The organism is Micromonospora sp. NPDC000663 (genome assembly GCF_042898105.1).
GTDB lineage: Bacteria > Actinomycetota > Actinomycetes > Mycobacteriales > Micromonosporaceae > Micromonospora.
Map to the genome: position 1 here is coordinate 699,092 of NZ_JBIAYR010000001.1, position 16,584 is coordinate 715,675.

The 16,584-nt window shown below is 72.2% G+C and carries 17 protein-coding genes and 2 tRNA genes; 10 read left to right on the forward strand and 9 right to left on the reverse strand.

What is annotated here, in order from left to right; genetic code table 11:
- The first annotated feature begins 70 nt into the window (after nucleotides 1-70).
- Nucleotides 71-1,060, forward strand: a complete 990-nt coding sequence (locus ACFY1S_RS03365) for an expansin EXLX1 family cellulose-binding protein (protein ID WP_387112407.1) — start codon at nucleotides 71-73, stop codon at nucleotides 1,058-1,060.
- A 34-nt stretch (nucleotides 1,061-1,094) separates the two neighbouring features.
- Here the strand turns inward: ACFY1S_RS03365 and ACFY1S_RS03370 are convergent.
- Nucleotides 1,095-1,177, reverse strand: a tRNA-Leu gene (locus tag ACFY1S_RS03370).
- A gap of 66 nt (nucleotides 1,178-1,243) precedes the next feature.
- On the reverse strand, nucleotides 1,244-1,720 hold the full coding sequence (gene bcp, locus ACFY1S_RS03375; protein WP_364367299.1) for a thioredoxin-dependent thiol peroxidase: 477 nt from the start codon (nucleotides 1,718-1,720) through the stop codon (nucleotides 1,244-1,246).
- A 190-nt stretch (nucleotides 1,721-1,910) separates the two neighbouring features.
- Here bcp and ACFY1S_RS03380 point away from each other — a divergent pair, with 190 nt between their 5' ends.
- From ACFY1S_RS03380 to ACFY1S_RS03395, 4 genes are read left to right on the forward strand one after another with little or no spacing between them, the layout of a single operon-like run.
- The gene (locus tag ACFY1S_RS03380) at nucleotides 1,911-2,627 is read left to right on the forward strand and encodes an energy-coupling factor ABC transporter permease (RefSeq protein WP_387112410.1); all 717 of its coding nucleotides are present in this window, start codon (nucleotides 1,911-1,913) and stop codon (nucleotides 2,625-2,627) included.
- Complete coding sequence (locus ACFY1S_RS03385; protein ID WP_387112412.1) at nucleotides 2,624-3,034, forward strand: PDGLE domain-containing protein; 411 nt, start codon at nucleotides 2,624-2,626, stop codon at nucleotides 3,032-3,034. Before ACFY1S_RS03380 ends, ACFY1S_RS03385 begins: the two co-directional genes overlap by 4 nt.
- A 15-nt stretch (nucleotides 3,035-3,049) precedes the next feature.
- A complete protein-coding gene (gene cbiQ / locus ACFY1S_RS03390) occupies nucleotides 3,050-3,820 on the forward strand; it encodes a cobalt ECF transporter T component CbiQ (protein ID WP_387112415.1) in 771 nt (256 codons plus the stop codon).
- On the forward strand, nucleotides 3,817-4,575 hold the full coding sequence (locus ACFY1S_RS03395; protein WP_387112417.1) for an energy-coupling factor ABC transporter ATP-binding protein: 759 nt from the start codon (nucleotides 3,817-3,819) through the stop codon (nucleotides 4,573-4,575). The genes cbiQ and ACFY1S_RS03395 overlap by 4 nt, the downstream gene beginning before the upstream one ends.
- On the opposite strand, the gene ACFY1S_RS03400 is transcribed toward ACFY1S_RS03395, so the two are convergent.
- From ACFY1S_RS03400 to ACFY1S_RS03415, 4 genes are read right to left on the reverse strand one after another with little or no spacing between them, the layout of a single operon-like run.
- Nucleotides 4,559-5,671: a hypothetical protein gene (locus ACFY1S_RS03400; RefSeq protein ID WP_387112421.1), complete on the reverse strand. Its 1,113-nt coding sequence runs from the start codon at nucleotides 5,669-5,671 to the stop codon at nucleotides 4,559-4,561. The two genes, ACFY1S_RS03395 and ACFY1S_RS03400, sit on opposite strands and share 17 nt — an antisense overlap.
- Nucleotides 5,668-6,384: a DsbA family protein gene (locus ACFY1S_RS03405; protein WP_387112424.1), complete on the reverse strand. Its 717-nt coding sequence runs from the start codon at nucleotides 6,382-6,384 to the stop codon at nucleotides 5,668-5,670. Before ACFY1S_RS03405 ends, ACFY1S_RS03400 begins: the two co-directional genes overlap by 4 nt.
- Nucleotides 6,377-6,901 (reverse strand): MauE/DoxX family redox-associated membrane protein, encoded by a 525-nt coding sequence (locus ACFY1S_RS03410; RefSeq protein WP_387112427.1) that lies wholly within the window; start codon nucleotides 6,899-6,901, stop codon nucleotides 6,377-6,379. Before ACFY1S_RS03410 ends, ACFY1S_RS03405 begins: the two co-directional genes overlap by 8 nt.
- A gap of 32 nt (nucleotides 6,902-6,933) precedes the next feature.
- A complete protein-coding gene (locus ACFY1S_RS03415) occupies nucleotides 6,934-7,524 on the reverse strand; it encodes a sigma-70 family RNA polymerase sigma factor (protein WP_387112430.1) in 591 nt (196 codons plus the stop codon).
- Between the two features lie 202 nt (nucleotides 7,525-7,726).
- On the opposite strand from ACFY1S_RS03415, the gene ACFY1S_RS03420 reads away from it, so the two are divergent.
- The 3 genes from ACFY1S_RS03420 (at nucleotide 7,727) to ACFY1S_RS03430 (ending at nucleotide 11,354) form a co-directional block, all read left to right on the forward strand.
- Nucleotides 7,727-9,397 carry a copper resistance CopC/CopD family protein gene (locus tag ACFY1S_RS03420; protein WP_387112433.1) on the forward strand — a complete coding sequence of 557 codons (1,671 nt, stop codon included), beginning with the start codon at nucleotides 7,727-7,729 and terminating at the stop codon, nucleotides 9,395-9,397.
- Between the two features lie 17 nt (nucleotides 9,398-9,414).
- Nucleotides 9,415-10,143, forward strand: a complete 729-nt coding sequence (locus ACFY1S_RS03425; protein ID WP_387112436.1) for a YcnI family protein — start codon at nucleotides 9,415-9,417, stop codon at nucleotides 10,141-10,143.
- Between the two features lie 164 nt (nucleotides 10,144-10,307).
- Nucleotides 10,308-11,354, forward strand: a complete 1,047-nt coding sequence (locus ACFY1S_RS03430; protein ID WP_387114263.1) for a hypothetical protein — start codon at nucleotides 10,308-10,310, stop codon at nucleotides 11,352-11,354.
- Between the two features lie 32 nt (nucleotides 11,355-11,386).
- Here the strand turns inward: ACFY1S_RS03430 and ACFY1S_RS03435 are convergent, their stop codons facing one another.
- Complete coding sequence (locus ACFY1S_RS03435; RefSeq protein WP_387112439.1) at nucleotides 11,387-12,679, reverse strand: glycosyltransferase 87 family protein; 1,293 nt, start codon at nucleotides 12,677-12,679, stop codon at nucleotides 11,387-11,389.
- A 66-nt stretch (nucleotides 12,680-12,745) separates the two neighbouring features.
- On the opposite strand from ACFY1S_RS03435, the gene orn reads away from it, so the two are divergent.
- Nucleotides 12,746-13,342: an oligoribonuclease gene (orn, locus tag ACFY1S_RS03440; RefSeq protein ID WP_364367263.1), complete on the forward strand. Its 597-nt coding sequence runs from the start codon at nucleotides 12,746-12,748 to the stop codon at nucleotides 13,340-13,342.
- A gap of 105 nt (nucleotides 13,343-13,447) precedes the next feature.
- Nucleotides 13,448-13,523, forward strand: a tRNA-His gene (locus ACFY1S_RS03445).
- Nucleotides 13,524-13,625: 102 nt separating this feature from the next.
- Here ACFY1S_RS03445 and ACFY1S_RS03450 read toward each other — a convergent pair.
- Together ACFY1S_RS03450 and ACFY1S_RS03455 are read right to left on the reverse strand one after the other, a co-directional pair.
- A complete protein-coding gene (locus ACFY1S_RS03450) occupies nucleotides 13,626-14,912 on the reverse strand; it encodes an Ig-like domain-containing protein (RefSeq protein WP_387114266.1) in 1,287 nt (428 codons plus the stop codon).
- A 253-nt stretch (nucleotides 14,913-15,165) separates the two neighbouring features.
- Nucleotides 15,166-16,434, reverse strand: a complete 1,269-nt coding sequence (locus ACFY1S_RS03455) for an Ig-like domain-containing protein (RefSeq protein ID WP_387112442.1) — start codon at nucleotides 16,432-16,434, stop codon at nucleotides 15,166-15,168.
- Nucleotides 16,435-16,584: the final 150 nt, after the last annotated feature.

A 16,584-nucleotide genomic window follows, 5' to 3' on the forward strand; every position in this document is an offset into this window, starting at 1 on the left:
CGTCGACGCTGTCTTAGCTTTGGCTTAGCCCGCTTGTCCGGGTGCTCACACCTCCGGCACCATCGCCGTCGTGACGGACGGAAGCGCTCCCGCGGTCGTCGACATCGACATCGACCTGGACCGGGTTCCCGACGACCGGCCCGCGACCTCGTCCGGCCCGCTGTCCTGGCTGGTCGCCGCCGGCGTCACGGTCCTCGCGGCGACGCTCGGGATCAGCCTGGCGCTGCGCTCCGGCTCGGCCCCGGCCTGCGCGGCCAGCCGCACACTCGGCGCCGCGCCACCCACCGGCACCGCCACGCACAGCGGCAAGGCCACCTTCTACGACTCCAACGGCACCGGCGGCAACTGCTCGAACCCGGCCGCGCCCGCCAACCGGCTCTACGTCGCGCTCGGCCCGAGCGAGTACGCGGCGGGCGCCGCCTGCGGCGGATTCCTCGACGTCACCGGCCCGAAGGGCACCGTCCGGGTGCTCATCATGGACCAGTGCCCGGAGTGCGAACCCGGGCATCTCGACCTGTCTCGGGAGGCCTTCACCCGGATCGCCGACCCGGTCCAGGGCCTCGTCCCGGTCACCTACCGCGCGGTGGTCAACCCGCCGCTGCCCGGCCCTCTCACCTTCCGGATCAAGGAGGGCGCGTCGCAGTTCTGGTTCGCCGTCCGGGTCGGCAACCACGGCAACCCGTTGCGCGCCGTCGAGGTCCGCCAGGGCGACAGCGGCCCGTGGCGGACGACAGCCCGGCAGGACTACAACTACTGGCTGATCCCCTCCGGCGCCGGTGCCGGGCCGTTCAGCGTCCGGGTCAGCGACGTGTACGGCAACCGGGTCACCGCGTCGGGGATCCGGATGGCGCCCGGCCAGGTCCAGACCAGCGTGATCCGCATGTACGGGCCCGGCGCGCCGATCAGTTCGCGGAAGCCCGCCACGGCCCGGCCGTCCGTCACCCGGGCCGGCGGCACGCCGACACCGGCCCGCCCGGTCGAGGTCGCGAGGGCGAGCGCACCGCCCGCCGAAACACCGTCGACCCGTCCGGCCGGTGCCACCGCCCGCTGGTGCGGCTGACCGGCCAGTCATCTGCAGTGCAGCGGTGACCCTGTGCGGGAGAGGGGATTCGAACCCCTACGCCCTTTCGGACAATAGGACCTAAACCTATCGCGGCTGCCGTTACGCCACTCCCGCCAACCCGCTGAGTCTAAAGCGTCCGACGGGCGCGGTGTCGAGCCCGGTCCCGCTCCTTCCCGCCGGTCAGTCCAGGCCGAGGTCGCGGCGGAGCTTGGCGACGTGGCCGGTGGCCTTGACGTTGTAGAGCGCCCGTTCGATCTTTCCGTCGCCGTCGATGACGAAGGTGGAGCGGATCACCCCGGTCACGGTCTTGCCGTAGAGCTGCTTTTCGCCGTATGCGCCGTACGCGGTGAGCACCGCCTTGTCGACGTCCGACACCAGCGGGAAGGTGATCGCGTCCCGGTCGCGGAACTTCGCGAGCTTCTCCGGCTTGTCCGGGGAGATGCCGACGACCTCGTAGCCGGCCGCCTGGAGCGAGGCAAGGGAGTCGCGGAAGTCGCAGGCCTGCTTGGTGCAGCCGGGCGTCATGGCCGCCGGGTAGGCGTACAGGACGACCTTGCGGCCGCGCAGGTCGGCGAGGGAGAGCTGGTCGCCGGTGTCGGTGGGCAGGGTCCACTCGGGGGCGGGGTCACCGGGGGAGAGGCGGTCGGGCGTGGTCATGGCCCGACCCTACCGCCGGGTCGGGCGGTGCCGTCGCCGCCGACGCGCCACCGGCGCGAGCGGCCGCGGCCCCGGGCAACCCGAGGTGATCAACACCATGCCTTGTTGCCAGAGTCTGGCAACAACGAGGTTGGGGAAATAGGCTGACCCAGTCGGCCCCGCATGGGTCCGCTGACGCGTGGGAGGTCGCGTGGAAACACTGGCGATGCACATCTCGAACGGGATCATCGACGGTCCCGTCGCGGGGGTCTTCGCGGCACTCGCACTTGCCGTGCTCACCTTCTGCGTCCTGCGCGCCCGGCGCGACCTGGACGACCGGCTGGCACCGATGGCGGGCCTGGTGGCCGCGTTCATCTTCGCCGTCCAGATGCTCAACTTCCCGATCTTCACGGCCGGGGTCAGCGGTCACCTGCTCGGTGGCGCGCTCGCCGCCATGCTCGTCGGCCCGTGGGTCGGCGCGCTCTGCGTGGCGGTCGTCCTCGTCGTCCAGGCGCTGATCTTCGGCGACGGCGGCGTGGCGATGCTCGGCCTCAACATCACCAACATGGCGCTGCTCGGCACCGCGGCGGCGTACCTGCTCATCGCCCTGCTGCTGCGAGTGCTTCCCCGTACGCCCGCCGGCCTGGCGGTGACCGCCTTCGTCGCCGCCATGCTCAGCGTGGTCGTCGCGTCCCAGGGCTTCGTCGTGCAGTACTGGCTCGGCGGCACCACCGACCTCGGCGGCAACCTGGCCGGGCTGGCCGGCACGATGGCCGGCGTCCACCTGCTCATCGGCATCGGCGAGGGCCTGATCACCGCGACCACCGTGCTCACCGTCGCGAAGGTGCGCCCCGACCTGGTGTACGCGCTGCGCTCCCTGCGTACGCCCGCCGCTCCCGTCGTTCCGGTCGCCGGAGGTGTCCGATGAAGAACCGTTCCTGGGCCTTCCTGGCCGGCGGCCTGCTGGTCGCCCTGCTGCTCGCCGGAGTGGTGAGCAACTACGCCTCGTCCCACCCGGACGGGCTCGATTCGTCCCTGCTCAAGGGCTGCACGGTCGACGCCGACGACAACATCGTCGCCGGCAGCTGCCCGGCCCAGCAGGCGAAGGACCACGAGTTGGGGGACAGCCCGCTCGCCGACTACGGCGTGCGCGGCGTGGAGAACGGCTTCCTCTCCACGGGCCTGTCCGGGGTCCTCGGTGTGCTGGTGACGTTCGCGATCGGCGGTGGCCTCTTCTGGCTGCTGCGTCGCCGGGGCGGCACGCCTACCGACGGGGACGCGACGCCTACCGACGGCGACGCCGTGACGGCGACCCGCGCCGAAGCGACGAACTGAGCAAGGGGTACGCGGATGGGTGCCGGTCACGGGCACGTGCTGTACCGCGAGTCGGACTCGCCTGTGCACCGGCTTCCGCCCGAGGTCAAGATCGTGGCGATGGTGGTCTTCACCATCGCCGTGGTGGCCACCCCGCGCGAGGCGTTCTGGGCGTTCGGCGCGTACGCCCTGCTGGTGGCCCTGGTGGCGGCGCTGGCCCGGGTGGGGCCGCGGTGGCTGCTCAGCCGGGCGCTGATCGAGCTGCCGTTCGTGCTGTTCGCCGTGGCGCTGCCGTTCCTGGGCGCCGGTGAGCGGGTCGAGGTGCTGGGCCTGCGGCTGTCCGAGGACGGGCTGCACGGCGCGTGGAACATCCTGGCCAAGGGCACTCTCGGCGTCCTCGCCTCGCTGCTGCTCGCCGCGACCACCACCACCCGCGACCTGATCGTGGGGCTGGACCGGCTGCACTGCCCGCAGGTGCTCACCCAGATCGCCACGTTCATGCTGCGCTACCTCGACGTGCTCGTCGGCGAGGCGCGGCGGATGCGGGTGGCCCGGATCTCCCGGGGCGACGACCCGCGTTTTCTGTGGCAGTTGCGCGGCTTCGCCGCCGGGATCGGCGCGTTGTTCCTGCGCGCCTTCGAGCGTGGGGAGCGGGTCTACCTGGCGATGCTGTCCCGGGGCTACACCGGACGGATGCCGGCCGTGTGGCAGGGCGACGGCGCGGCGACCGCCGGTCAGTGGCTGGTCGCGGCAACAGTGCCTGTGGTGGCGGCCTCCATCGCCGCCACCGCCGTCGTGCTGACATGATCGGAGTCGTGCCTACCGCTGTCTCGCTGGACGTTCGTGGTGTCCGGTACGCGTACCCGGACGGGCACGTCGCCCTGCACGGCGTCGACCTGACGGTGCCGCGCGGCGACCGGGTGGCGTTGCTCGGGCCCAACGGCGCCGGCAAGACCACACTGGTGCTGCACCTCAACGGCATCCTCACGCCTACCGAGGGCAGCGTGAGCGTCGGCGGGCTGACCGTCACACCGGACCGGGCCACCCTGTCCGAGGTGCGCCGTCGGGTCGGCATCGTCTTTCAGGACCCGGACGACCAGCTGTTCCTGCCCACCGTCGCCGAGGATGTGGCGTTCGGGCCGGCCAACCTGGGCCTGCGCGGGGCGGAGCTGTCCGCCCGGGTCGACGAGGCACTGGCCGCGGTGGGGATGGGTGAGCACCGGGACCGGTCGCCGCAGCACCTCTCGTTCGGGCAGCGCCGCCGGGTGGCGGTGGCCACCGTCCTCGCCATGCACCCCGAGATCCTGGTGCTGGACGAGCCGTCGTCGAACCTGGATCCGGCGGCCCGCCGCGAGCTGGCCGAGATCCTGCGCGGCCTGCCGGTGACACTGCTGATGGTGACCCACGACCTGCCGTACGCGGTGGAGCTGTGCGAACGCTCGGTGATCCTGGACGGTGGCCGGATCGTCGCCGACGCCCCTACCCGCGACCTGCTGGGCGATGAGACCCTGCTGGCGAAGCACCGCCTGGAACTCCCCTACGGCTTCACTCCGCCGGCGTAGCCCCGCGCCCGGTGGCCTCGACCCGCCGGGCCGGTGCGGCGGCGCGGGAGGTGGCGTGCAGGCGCAGGACGCCGGCGGCCGTCGCGCCGGCGCCGGTGATGAGCACCGCCGCGACCATCACGCGTGCTGCTTCGGGCGCCCACGGCACCGGGGCGATGGACCTGGCGAACACGGCGGCGTTCGCCGTGCCGGCGAGGAGCGCCAGGCAGGCCCCGCCCAGCGCGACCACGAAGTCGGCTCCCGGCCGGCGGGCCAGCGCGTACCAGCCGGCGGCGATCGCGCCGAGGCCGGTGAGCAGCGACCAGACCTGCCCGGACAGCAGCCCGACCAGCACGCCCCCGACACCGTGGGCGCCGGCGTCCAACTCCCGGCCGACCGGGTACACCACGGCTACCGCCCCGCCGACGATCAGCAGCACACCGAGCGCGGACAGCGCCCGGGCGCCGGCGGGGGAGGCGGCCGCGAGCAGCCCGAGCGCCCCCACGGCGAGCAGCCCCACGATGGTCACCGCCCACCAGGTGTACGCGTCGGGCGGCGGCACCCAGTCCAACGTGCCGTCGATCCGCAGCGGGTCGGTGCCGTCGCGCAGCGGCACCGTCCAGTCCCGGACCCGGTGTTCGCGCTCCGGCGCGGCGCGTACCACCTCCGGCGGAGCCGACTCCTGCCACAGGGCGCGCTGGTCGTGCCAGCGCGCCGTGTCCCCGTCGGCGATCCGCCGCCAGGACGCGGGCGCCGCCGGGTCGGCGTCGGCGGGGAGCGCCGTGTCCCCGGCCAGGGTGCGGTTCAGGTAGGTGGCCGGGGAGCGGCTGTTCTCGTACACCCCGTCCGGGCCGATCCGCAGGTACGGCTCACCTGAGTAGCCGAGCACCTCGATCGGGCGGCCGGTGCGGTTGGTCAGCTCCAGGCGGGCGCCCGCCTCGACGACGCGTACCTCCAGGCCGGGCCGGGCCGGGGTGACGCCGGCGGCCCGGGTGCGGTAGTCGGTGCCGTTCGGGGCGTCCGCGCCGTGCGCGGAGGCGGGCGCCGCGGTGATCAGGGTGGCCACGCAGGCGGCGGCGGCGACCAGGCCGGCGCGGGCCAGCAGGGTACGGATCACTTGCCGGCCGCCGCCACGGCCGCGGTGAGGCCCTGCGGGCTGCGGTCGGCGAGTGGCTGACCGTTGACCAGGATGGTCGGTGTGCCTGTGACGTCGCTGCGGCTCGCCTCGTCGGTGACGTGCGCGGTCCACGTCCGGTAGGTGCCGTCCTTGACGCAGCCGCCGAACGAGCCGCGGTCGAGCCCCACCCCGGCGCCGATGTCGATCAGCTCGTCGTTGCTGAGCCCGACGCTGCCCTCCGGTGGCTGCTTCGCGAAGAGCGCCTTGGCGTACTCCCGGAACTTGCCTCCGGCCGCGGCGCAGCCGGAGGCGGCCGAGGAGCGGGTCGAGTACTCGGTGGTGGAGAAGCGGTTGAGGTACGCCACCGGGTGGTAGACCACCTTCGCCTTGTTCTCTGCGACCAGCTGCTCCAGGGTGGGCCCGCTGGTCTGCTCGAACTGGTTGCAGGCCGGGCAGAGGAAGTCCTCGTAGACGTCGACGGTGACCGGGCCGCCGCCGGTGACGATGCCGGTGCCGTCGGCGTTCGCTCCGGGCGGGGTGGTGAAGGTGTCCGACTTCTGGCTGGACCAGACGCCCCAGCCGATCACGCCGGCGATGATCAGCACGGCGACGGCGGCGACGGAGACCCAGATCGTGCGGCGGCGGCGCCGTTCGCGGGCGAGCTGCTCGCGGACCACCCGGGCGGCGTCCCGCTGCCCCTTGCGACTACTCATCCTCGTCCTCCACAGCGGGTTCGCCGGACAGCCATCCATCCACCGATACGGGCGTACGTGGCCAGATCAGCAGAAATCCGGCCAGTGCCAAGAATCCCAGGTCGCGCAGGATCTCCGGGAGGTAACTGGGCGCCTGTCCCTCGGCGAGCTGCCCGCCGCTGCCGAAGCAGCCGCAGTCGATGGAGAGGCCGCGCGCCCACGCCGAGGCGATCCCGGCGATGAAGACCACCAGCAGCGCGACCGACACCCCCGCGCCGAGCCGGGTGGCCAACCCGAGCAGCAGGAGCACGCCGAGCGCCAGCTCGACGAAGGGCAGCGCCGCGCCGATCACCGTCGCCACGTCGTACGGCAGCACCTGGTACGCGTTGACGGCCCGCCCGGACGCGGCCAGGTCGCCGACCTTCGACGCGCCGGCGATCAGCCAGACGGCGGCGAGGCCGAGCCGGGCCGCGACGCCGAGCCAGGGGCGGACGACGGGCCAGCGGCCGGCCCGTGCGGGGGGTGCTGTCACGCTCATTTGTCGTCCTGTCTCCGCCGGAAGTTCCGCGTTCAGCCGGCCAGGGCGTCGCCGACCGCCTCGACCAGCTCGTCACGGGCGCGCGCGACCCGGGAACGGATGGTGCCCACCGGCACCCCCTCGATCGCGGCGGCCTCCGCGTACGACAGGCCGAGCAGCTGCGTGAGCACGAACGCGGCACGCCGCTCGGCGCTCAACCGACGGACCAGGTCGCTGGCGCCGAACTGCCCGGCCGGGTCGGGATGCGGCCTGTCGGTGTACGCGTTCGCCGTCAACCGCTCGTCGAGCCGGCGACGGCGCACCACTGTCCGCAGGTGGTCGGCGCAGGCCCGCCGGGCGATGCCGAGCAGCCAGGTGCGGACGGTGGAGCGACCCTCGAACGCCGGCAGTGCCCGGAACGCCCGCAGGTAGGTCTCCTGGGTCAGGTCGTCGGCGCTGTCGGTGTCGACCAGGGCCGCGGCGAAGCGCCAGACCTCGGCCTGGGTCAGCCGGACGAAGGCGGCCTGAGCGGCCGGATCACCGTCACGGGCGGTCAACGCCCACTCGGTCGCCGGATCCCGGACGGCGTCACCTGGCGGCTCGGTCGGACCGGAGGCGCCGGTGTCACGCGGGACAGGGATCACGACAACCCAGGTTACGCGGCGCCCGGCGGAGCGTCAGGGTCCTTCGGCCCTTGGATGGTCTGCGCCACGTCGGGAACTTTTCCCCGCGCCGCGCCGACTACCTGCTCATGACACGCGACCAGGTACGCGCGGCGCTGGTGGCTGGGCGCAGGTGAGCCGTTCACCCGCCTCGGGTCGCCGAGAGCCACGTCGGTCGGCGACCATGGCCGGCATGACTGTCGCCCCCCGCCGTTGGATCGCCCGGCTGGCCGCAGCCGCCGGTCTCCTGGTCACCGTCGTCGCCCTGTTGATCGCACCGGCCACCCCCGCCAGCGCCCACGCGGTGCTGTCGAGCAGCAGCCCGGCGGCCTCCGCGGTGGTGCCGAGCGGGCCGTCCGAGGTGGTCCTCACGTTCACCGAGTCGGTCCGCAAGGTCCCCGACAAGGTGAGGGTGATCGCGCCGGACGGCTCCCGGGCCGACCGGGGTGAGCCGTCGTTCGACGGCGCCGTGGTGACCATCCCGGTGGATCCGTCCGGCGGGCGCGGCACCTACCTGGTCACCTTCCGGGTGATCTCCGCCGACAGCCACCCGGTCTCCGGTGCCTTCACCTACTCGGTGGGCGCGCCCACGACCCCGCCTGTCGACGCCGGCAACGACAGCCGCGCCAACCCGGTGGTGGTCAACGCGGTGAAGGTCGCCCGTTTCCTCGGCTACGCCGGCCTGGTGCTGCTGGTCGGGCCGGTGCTGGTGCTGGCCGCGCTGTGGCCGCGGCGGCTCTCCCGGCGGGGGCCGAGCCGGCTGGCCTGGACCGGCCTCGGGTTGGTGGCCCTGGCCACCATCGCCGACCTGTGGTTGCAGGTGCCCTACACCGCAGGTGGTGGCATCTTCGCGGTGACCGGCGAGGGGTTCGGCAGCGTGTTCGGCAGTGCCTTCGGCGCCGCCCATCTGGTCCGGCTCGGCCTGCTGGCGGCCTCGGCGTTCCTGCTCCGCCCGATGCTGGCCCGCCCGGCCGGCCGCGCGGACGCCATCATCCTGGCCGTTCTGGGCGCGGCCGCGCTGCTGACCTGGCCGCTGGCCGGGCACCCGGCGGCGTCCCCGGCGCCGGCGGTGTCGGTGGTCGTCGACGCGGTCCACCTCGGCAGCATGGCGGTCTGGCTGGGCGGTCTGCTGATGCTCGCCGGTTTCCTGCTCCGCCAGGCCGACGAGCGGGAGTTGGGCGCGATCCTGCCGATCTGGTCCCGGTGGGCGGCGCTCGCCGTCTCGGCGCTGCTGCTGGCCGGCACCGTCCAGGCGTTGATCGAGGTGGCCACCTTCGACGCCCTGGTCAGCACCACCTACGGGCGCCTGCTGCTGGCCAAGATCGGACTGTTCGCGATCGTCATCGCCGTGGCCGCGTACTCCCGGCAGATGGTGCGCCGACGCGTCGCCGCGCAGCGCCCGGTGCCGGTGCGCCGGGCGGTCTGGGTGGAGTTGGCCGTCACCGCCGTGGTGCTGGGCCTGTCCGCGACGTTGGTGCAGACCACACCCGCCCGGACCGCCGTCGCGGAGCCCTCCGGCACCCAGGCCGGCCTGTTCACCACCACCCTGTCCAGCCCGCTCTACTCCCTGCGTGTCGAGCTGGACCCGGCGCAGCGCGGCAACAACTCGATCCACCTGTACGCGTACGCCCCGGACAATCAGTCGCAGCCGCTGCCCGTGGCGGAGTGGAAGGCCACCGCGGCGCTGCCCTCGGCCGGGATCGAGCCGATCGACGTCCCGCTGCTGCCGCTCGTCGACAACCACGCGTACGGCGACGTCAGCCTGCCGGCAGCCGGCGACTGGCAGCTGAAGATCACTGTCCGGACGACGGACATCGACCAGGCCACGGTGACCGCCACCGTGCCCATCCGTTAGAGAGGTTCGCGAAACTCATGACCCGACTCCGGCGTACCGCAACCGCCGCTGCCGCCCTGGCGTTCACCGCCGTCGCTGTCCTCGGCTTCGCCGGGGCCGCGTCCGCCCACGTCACGGTGAACCCGAAGGAGGCCACCCAGGGCGGTTACGCCCGGGTGGCGTTCCGGGTGCCCAACGAGAGCGACACCGCGTCGACCACCAAGCTGGAGGTGGTGCTGCCGGAGAACGCCCCGGTCGGCTCGGTGTCGACGCAGCCGGTGCCCGGATGGACCGTGGCGGTGGAGAAGCGCAAGGTGGAGCCGCCGATCGACGTGCACGGCAGCCAGATCACCGAGGCGGTCTCCAAGATCACCTGGACGGCCACCGGGGACGCCGCGGTCAAGCCGGGCCAGTTCCAGGAGTTCGGGGTCTCGATGGGTCCGCTGCCGAAGGTCGAGTCGATGGTCTTCAAGACCCTCCAGACGTACTCCGACGGCAACGTTTCTCGGTGGATCGACGAGCCGCAGCCGGGCGGCGAGGAGCCGGAGAAGCCGGCGCCGGTGCTCACCCTGACGGCCGCCGCGCCGTCGGCGTCGGCCGCGCCGTCCGCCGCCGTGGCGTCGCGCGACGACGATGACGACGACGACGAGAGCGACGGCCTCGCGGTCGGCCTCGCGATCGCCGGTCTCGTCGCCGGGCTGGCCGGTCTGGCGCTGGGCGGGCTGGCGTTCGCCCGGACCCGCCGGGAGCCGGTGGCCAGGTCCTGACCCACAGCAGGTCCTGACCCACAGCGCAGCCGCTGGGCCGCCGGACATCCGGCGGGCCAGTGCTTTCCGCTGCCGGGACCGGCCGTGCCGTGGATATCCCCTGATCAGACGGTCGACGTCGGTAAGGTCGGCCGGGTATCTGGCTACGGAGGGGGACGGTGCGAATGCGTTTCGTGCGGGTGATCGCCGGAGTGCTGCTGTTGGTCGTCGGGATTCCGGTGCTGTTCGCCGGTGGAGCGCTCTGGCTGGTGACCCGGCACGCCGACCCCGGCGGGTCCTTCGCCGCCCGCTTCGAGACGGTCCGGGCGCCCGGGCACGCCGTCGTCGTCGGCGATCTCGACAGGCTGCTGCGGCAGGAGGCGCCCTTCGCGCGTACCGCACAGACCCGGCTGCGGGTGGACGCCCGCACGCCGGACGGCCCGGCGTTCGTCGGCCTGGCGCCCACCGCCGAGGTGCGCCGCTGGCTGGAGTCGGTGCCGCACGCCACGGTCCGCCGCGTCGCGTTGGCCCGGGGTCCGCTGCCGGTCCGGCTGGACCCGGCCGGCCCGACCGTCGCGCCGGGCGCCCACGAAGCGGCCAGCCCGCTGGGCCGACCCTTCTGGGTACGCGAGGGGATCGGCTCGCTGGAGTGGACTGCCGACGACCTGGCCGGCGAGCCGATGAGCCTTGTGGTGATGCGCCCGGACGGCGGCGCCGACCTCGCGCTGGACCTGCGGGCGGAGTTGCGGGCAACGTGGACCGGCCCGGCGACCTGGGGCCTGCTCGCCCTCGGGGTGCTGCTGGTGGTGGGCGCGGTGCTGCTCCTGCTGCGACCACAGCGCCCCCGCGAAGTGGTGTTCGTGGTCGAACCGGACCAGGTGCCGGTGCTCGCCGGCCGCCTCGGGGTCACCTCGCTGAGTGGCCTCGGCGTCCGGGAGCCCGCGACCCCGCCGCTTCCGGCGGTGCGGCAGCTCGCTCCGGTCGGCTCGGGTGAGCGACCCCGCTCGGCGATCGGCGCGGAGCCGGCCCGCCCGGCGACCCTGGCCGACCTGGACGCGCCGACGGAGCGGCCCTACCCGCCCGAGGTGACCTTGAGTCTGGCCTGGCCGCCGGCCGGGGCCGAGCCGACGGCGCAACCGGTGGCGGTGGACGAGACGGCGAGCGGCCCTCCGCGCTGCCGACGCGGAGGGCCGCCCTCACCGGGGGATCGGTGCTACCCGAGCGACGCTTGAGGTAGATGAGGCCAGATTAGCGCCGATAGCGGCTACTGGGGATGTCTGTCCATTTGGTGCGATTTTTCCTCGGACTGCGGCTGGTCGGCCTGTCGGCGGCGCACCGACCGCACCGGCAGGGCCGCCAGCAGCACCAGACTGAGCAGCACGTAGCTGTTCTGCGTGACGAAGTCGACCGGGTCATGGGTACGGACCGGTTCCGTGCCCCACTTCTGGAACGTCACCACGCCGTAGACGATCACGGCGGTCGTCCCGAGGGCGAGCCCGGCCACCCATCGGCGTCGGCGTGCCTCGTCCGGACGCTCGGCACTCAACGCCGAGTCCGCGAGCAGCACCACCGCCGGCACGAACCAGTAGATGTGGTGGGTCCACGTGATCGGGCTGACCAGGGCACCGACGAGGCCGGTCAACGTCAGGCCGGTCAGCAAATCACCGGCCCGGGCCGCGCGGGCGGCCCGCCACAGTCCGTAGGCGACGACGGCGGCGACCACCAGCAGCCAGAGCAGCCGGTCCGGCTTCTCCGGGGCGGTGAACCTGCTGAGCAGACCGAAGAGCGACTGGTTGCCGACGTAGTCGGTGCGGCCCACCCGGTCGTTGTCCCACAGCTCCCGGGTCCAGAAACGCCACGAGTCCTCCGGCGCGATCGCCGCCGCGAGCAGCGTCGCCGCCGCCGCTGTCGCGCTCGCCACCACCGCGGCCCGCCACCGGCGGGTGGCCAGCAGGTACACGATGAAGATGCCGGGGAACAGCTTGAGCGCCGTGGCCAGCCCCACGCCGACCCCTGCCCAGCGCCGCGCCCGTGGTACGGCGAACAGCAGGTCGGCCAGGATCAGCACCACCAGCAGCATGTTGATCTGCCCGAAGGTGATCGTCTCGCGGGTGCTCTCCACGGCCAGCACCAGCAGCACGGCCACGGTGAGCGTGAACGCCCGGGGCAGGCCGTGCCTCTCGATCACCGGCGTCACCAGCCACCTGGTGGTCAGTACCACGGCCAGGATGGTGAGCACCGTGAAGATCGTCACTGTGGCACCGAGCCGCAGCAGCCCGAACGGCCACAGCAGAAGGGCGCTGAACGGCGGGTAGGTGAAGTACAGCTCGCCCTGCACCCGGTCCGGCTGGACGTAGTCGTAGAGCGGGTTGCCGGCCGTCCACCACCGCATGGCCGACATGTAGATCTTCAGGTCGAAGAAGTCGTGCATCAGCCCCGGCAGGTACAGCGCCGGCAGCACGGCGGCCAGGGCCACCACCGTGACCAACCGGCGGACCGTACGGCCGCCGGGGTCGTCCTCGGTGACGGCGGGCGGAGCGACGGGTTCTGCTGGCACTCCGAAACCCTAGCGGTCTGCCGCACCCGGAGCGCGCAGCCGCGGGGCGTGGGCTGCGCGTAGGCTGTGCCGGTGGCTGAACTCCTCGTCTGGATCGACTGTGAGATGACCGGTTTGGACCTCGGCAGCGACAAGCTGATCGAGGTCGCGGCACTCGTCACCGATCCCAATCTCAACGTGCTGGGTGACGGGGTCGACGTGGTGATCCACGCCGACGAGGCCGCGCTGGAGGCGATGCCGGAGATCGTCCAGACGATGCACGCCAAGTCCGGCCTCACCGAGGAGGTCCGCCGCTCGGCGGTCACCCTGGCCGAGGCCGAGGACCTGGTGCTGGAGTACGTCCGCACCTTCGTCAAGGATCCGCGTACGGCGCCGCTGTGCGGCAACTCAATCGCCACCGACCGGGGCTTCATCGCCCGGGACATGCCCCGCCTCGACGCACACCTGCACTACCGCATGATCGACGTCTCCTCGATCAAGGAGCTGTGCCGCCGCTGGTACCCCCGCGTGTACTTCGGGCAGCCGCAAAAGGGCCTCGCGCACCGGGCGCTCGCCGACATCCGGGAGAGCATCCGGGAGCTGGAGTACTACCGGCGCACCATCTTCGTCCCGCTGCCCGGCCCCGACGTCGAGACCGCCAAGGGCATCGCCGCCGAACTCTGACCCCTCGGACACCGAGCCGGGAACCCGCTGGACGTGCCCGGCGGCGGTGTGGCTATTATTGGTCCGCACCCCGCCCGGGGCGAACGACCGGGCGACGGCGGCATGGTGGCTGTAGCTCAGTTGGCAGAGCACCGGGTTGTGGTCCCGGTTGTCGTGGGTTCAATTCCCATCAGTCACCCCATTTGTTTCACTGCTCGGGCCCCCTCCTCGGAGGGGGCCTGAGTCGTTGTGAGGGCAATGCGAAAGCCCCCTCCGAGGAGGGGGCTTTCGTCGTTCCGGTGGCTCAGGCGGTCGGGGTGGCGGTCGGCGTTACCGCGTCGTCCGGCGTCGGCGAGGTGTCCGGGTCGGCCGGCGGCTCGTACGGCAGGGCGCTGCCCTTGACGTACTCGTCCCAGCTCATGTTCCAGTCGGTCCAGCCGTTGCCGTTCTGGAGCTTGCGCTCGGTGCCCTTTACCGTGATCGGGTCGCCGATCTGGGTGTTCCTGAACAGCCAATCACCGTTGGCCATCGACACGTTGACGCAGCCGTGTGAGACGTTCACGCTGCCCTGCTGACCCTCGGACCAGGGTGCCGCGTGGATGAACTCGCCGCCCCAGGTGAGGCGCTGCGCGAAGTCAATCTTGGTGCGGTAGCCCTCCTCCGGGCCCAGCTCCTCGAACGTGTCGAAGACCGTCTTGCGCAGCTTCTCGATCACGACCATCGTCCCGCTGGACGACGGGGTGCTCTTCTTGCCCAGGCTGACCGGGATGGTCTTGATCACGGCGCCGTTGCGGGTGACAGTCATCCGCTTGGTCTTGTTGTCCACCGTCATGACCACCGCTGCGCCGATCTTGATGTCCACGGAGAGGTCCGCGCGGCCGTACCAGCCCGACCCCATCGGCAGGCCGCCGGCCTGCACGCGGTACGAGACCTTGCTGCCGGTCTTCCAGAACTCCTTCGGCCGGTACCGGACCTCGGTGGGGCTGACCCAGTGCCAGATGCCCTCCTGGGCCGGTGTGGACGTCACGGTCATCCGGCGCTGCACATCGTCGCGGTAGTCCTCCGGGATGGCCCGGTCGAACTTCACGATCAGCGGCATTCCGACGCCGACGACCTGGTTGTCGCCGAGGAAGCTGCTCACCCGGATCTGCTTGCCGGGCTTGGCCATCGTGGTGAAGGTGCTGGTCGCGGTGGCCGGGCGGCCGTCGTCCCCGGTGGCGGTCACGGTGGCCGTGTAGCTGGTGCCGTACTCCAGGGCGCCTGCCGGAAGCCAGCTCTTGCCGTCCGCGGCGAGCTTGCCCTCGACCGCCTTGCCGGCCGCGTCCTTCAGCTCGACGGCCGTCTCCTCGGCGTCCTTCGTGGTGAAGGTGATGCCCGTGGACGCCGGCACGTCCTTGGCGTCGGCCGCCGGTTCGCTGATGGTCGCCGCGGCCTTGGGGGCCGGGCTCTCGCCGCCGCCCTGCCACGAGGACGGCTTGCCGCCGTCGTCGGTGCAGGCGGAGGTGAAGGCCAGCGCCACGGCGAGCAGCCCCGCCGCGAGCACGCGGCGTCGCCCTCGGGGCCGGATCAGCTGGTCCTGGCTAGCTCGCATGATGTCCTCACAGTCGTGGTCCCTGCCCCATCGTCTCCTAAAGACGCGCCGGAACCGGTCCCGGTTGCCGAGGGTGAACCGGAACACGCCGAGCACGATGCCGGAAATTTGCTACTATCCGGCGTTTCGTGATTCGGGCTCGTCTTCATGCCGGGCCGGAGGGGCCGCCGCCGCGTCGTCGCGTCGCGGGCAGTGCCAGGGTACGCGCCGGCCCCTGCCATCGGCAGGGGCCGGCGCGAGGCGACCTGACAACTCAGAGCGCCGGGCCGGAACCGCCCTTGGGCACCGGCAGCGCGCTGCCCTTGATGAACTCCGACCAGCTCAGACTCCACGCCGTCCAGCCGTTGCCGGCGGCGATCCTGCGCTCGGTGCCCTTGATCGTGATCGGGTCACCGATCCGGGTCTTGTCGAACAGCCACTTGGCGTTCGCCATCGACACGTTCACGCAGCCGTGCGAGACGTTCTGCCGCCCCTGCACGTGCTCGGACCAGGGCGCGGCGTGGATGTACTCGCCGCCCCAGGTGAGCCGCTGGGCGAACTGGATGTCGGTGACGTAGCGGTTGGCCGGGTCCGGATCGTCACGGGTGTCGAAGACGGTGGCTTCCTTCTTCTCCATCACGACCATCGTGCCGCTCGACGACGGGGTGCTCTTCTTGCCCAGGCTCACCGGGATGGTGCGGAGCAACGCGCCGTTCTCGTAGACCAACATCTTCTTGTTGGCGTTGTCGACCTTCATCTCGAACGACCGGCCGATCTTGGCGGTGGCCTTGCGGTCGATGTCGCCGTACTTGCCGTTGCTCAGCGGCATCCCGCCAAGCGCGATCCGCACCGTGATCGTGGTGCCGGGCTTCCAGTACTGCGGTGCCCGGTAGTACGCCTGGGTGCCGTTGCTGACCCAGTGCCAGGCGCCCGGCTGCGGCGGGTCGGTCTTGACGAACATCCGCTTCTGCACCGCCGCGCGATCCTTCTTCGGGATGCCCGGGTGGAACTCGGTGACCACAGGCATGGCCACCCCGTAACTCTTGTCGTCGAACAGGTACAGCCCGGACCCGATCGTCGACTTCGGCTTGGCCATCGTGGTGAAGCTGCTGGTGCCCTGGCTGCTCGTGCCGTCGGGCGTGCTCGCCGTCACCGTGGCCGTGTACCGCGTCCCGTACTTCAGGGGCGCGGACGGCACCCAGGACGAGCCGTCGGCGCGCAGCTTGCCCTCCACCGCGCCACCACCGTCGGCCGTCAGTGTGACCGCCGATACCTTCGCGCCGTCCGGGAGCTTGGCGCTGATCTCCGTACTCGCGGGCCTGTTCTTCGCGCCGTCCGCCGGGCTCAGCGTGAGCGCCGGCCCGCTCGGCGTCGCCGGAGCCGAGGGCGCCACCGAGCCGGCATCGGCGCCCACGCTCGCCTCGGACGACGTCCCGCCCACGAATTCCGGCTTCTTCTGCTCGTCGCCGCACCCGGTCAGTGCCAGCGACGCCGCCAGGGTCAGAGCGCCCACCACCGCCCCGGCTCGCGTGAACCGTGCCATCCCCACCTCTGTTCTCGCGTACCTGGCGGACATCGTGCCGTATCAACGCCGCCACCCACGCCCCGGAGTTCCGTACGCTGGTGCCTTTGTAACCAAATGCCCGGTAAGCTCGACCGAAGGGGGGAGCCGGGTAACCGGATTGGAGCCCGG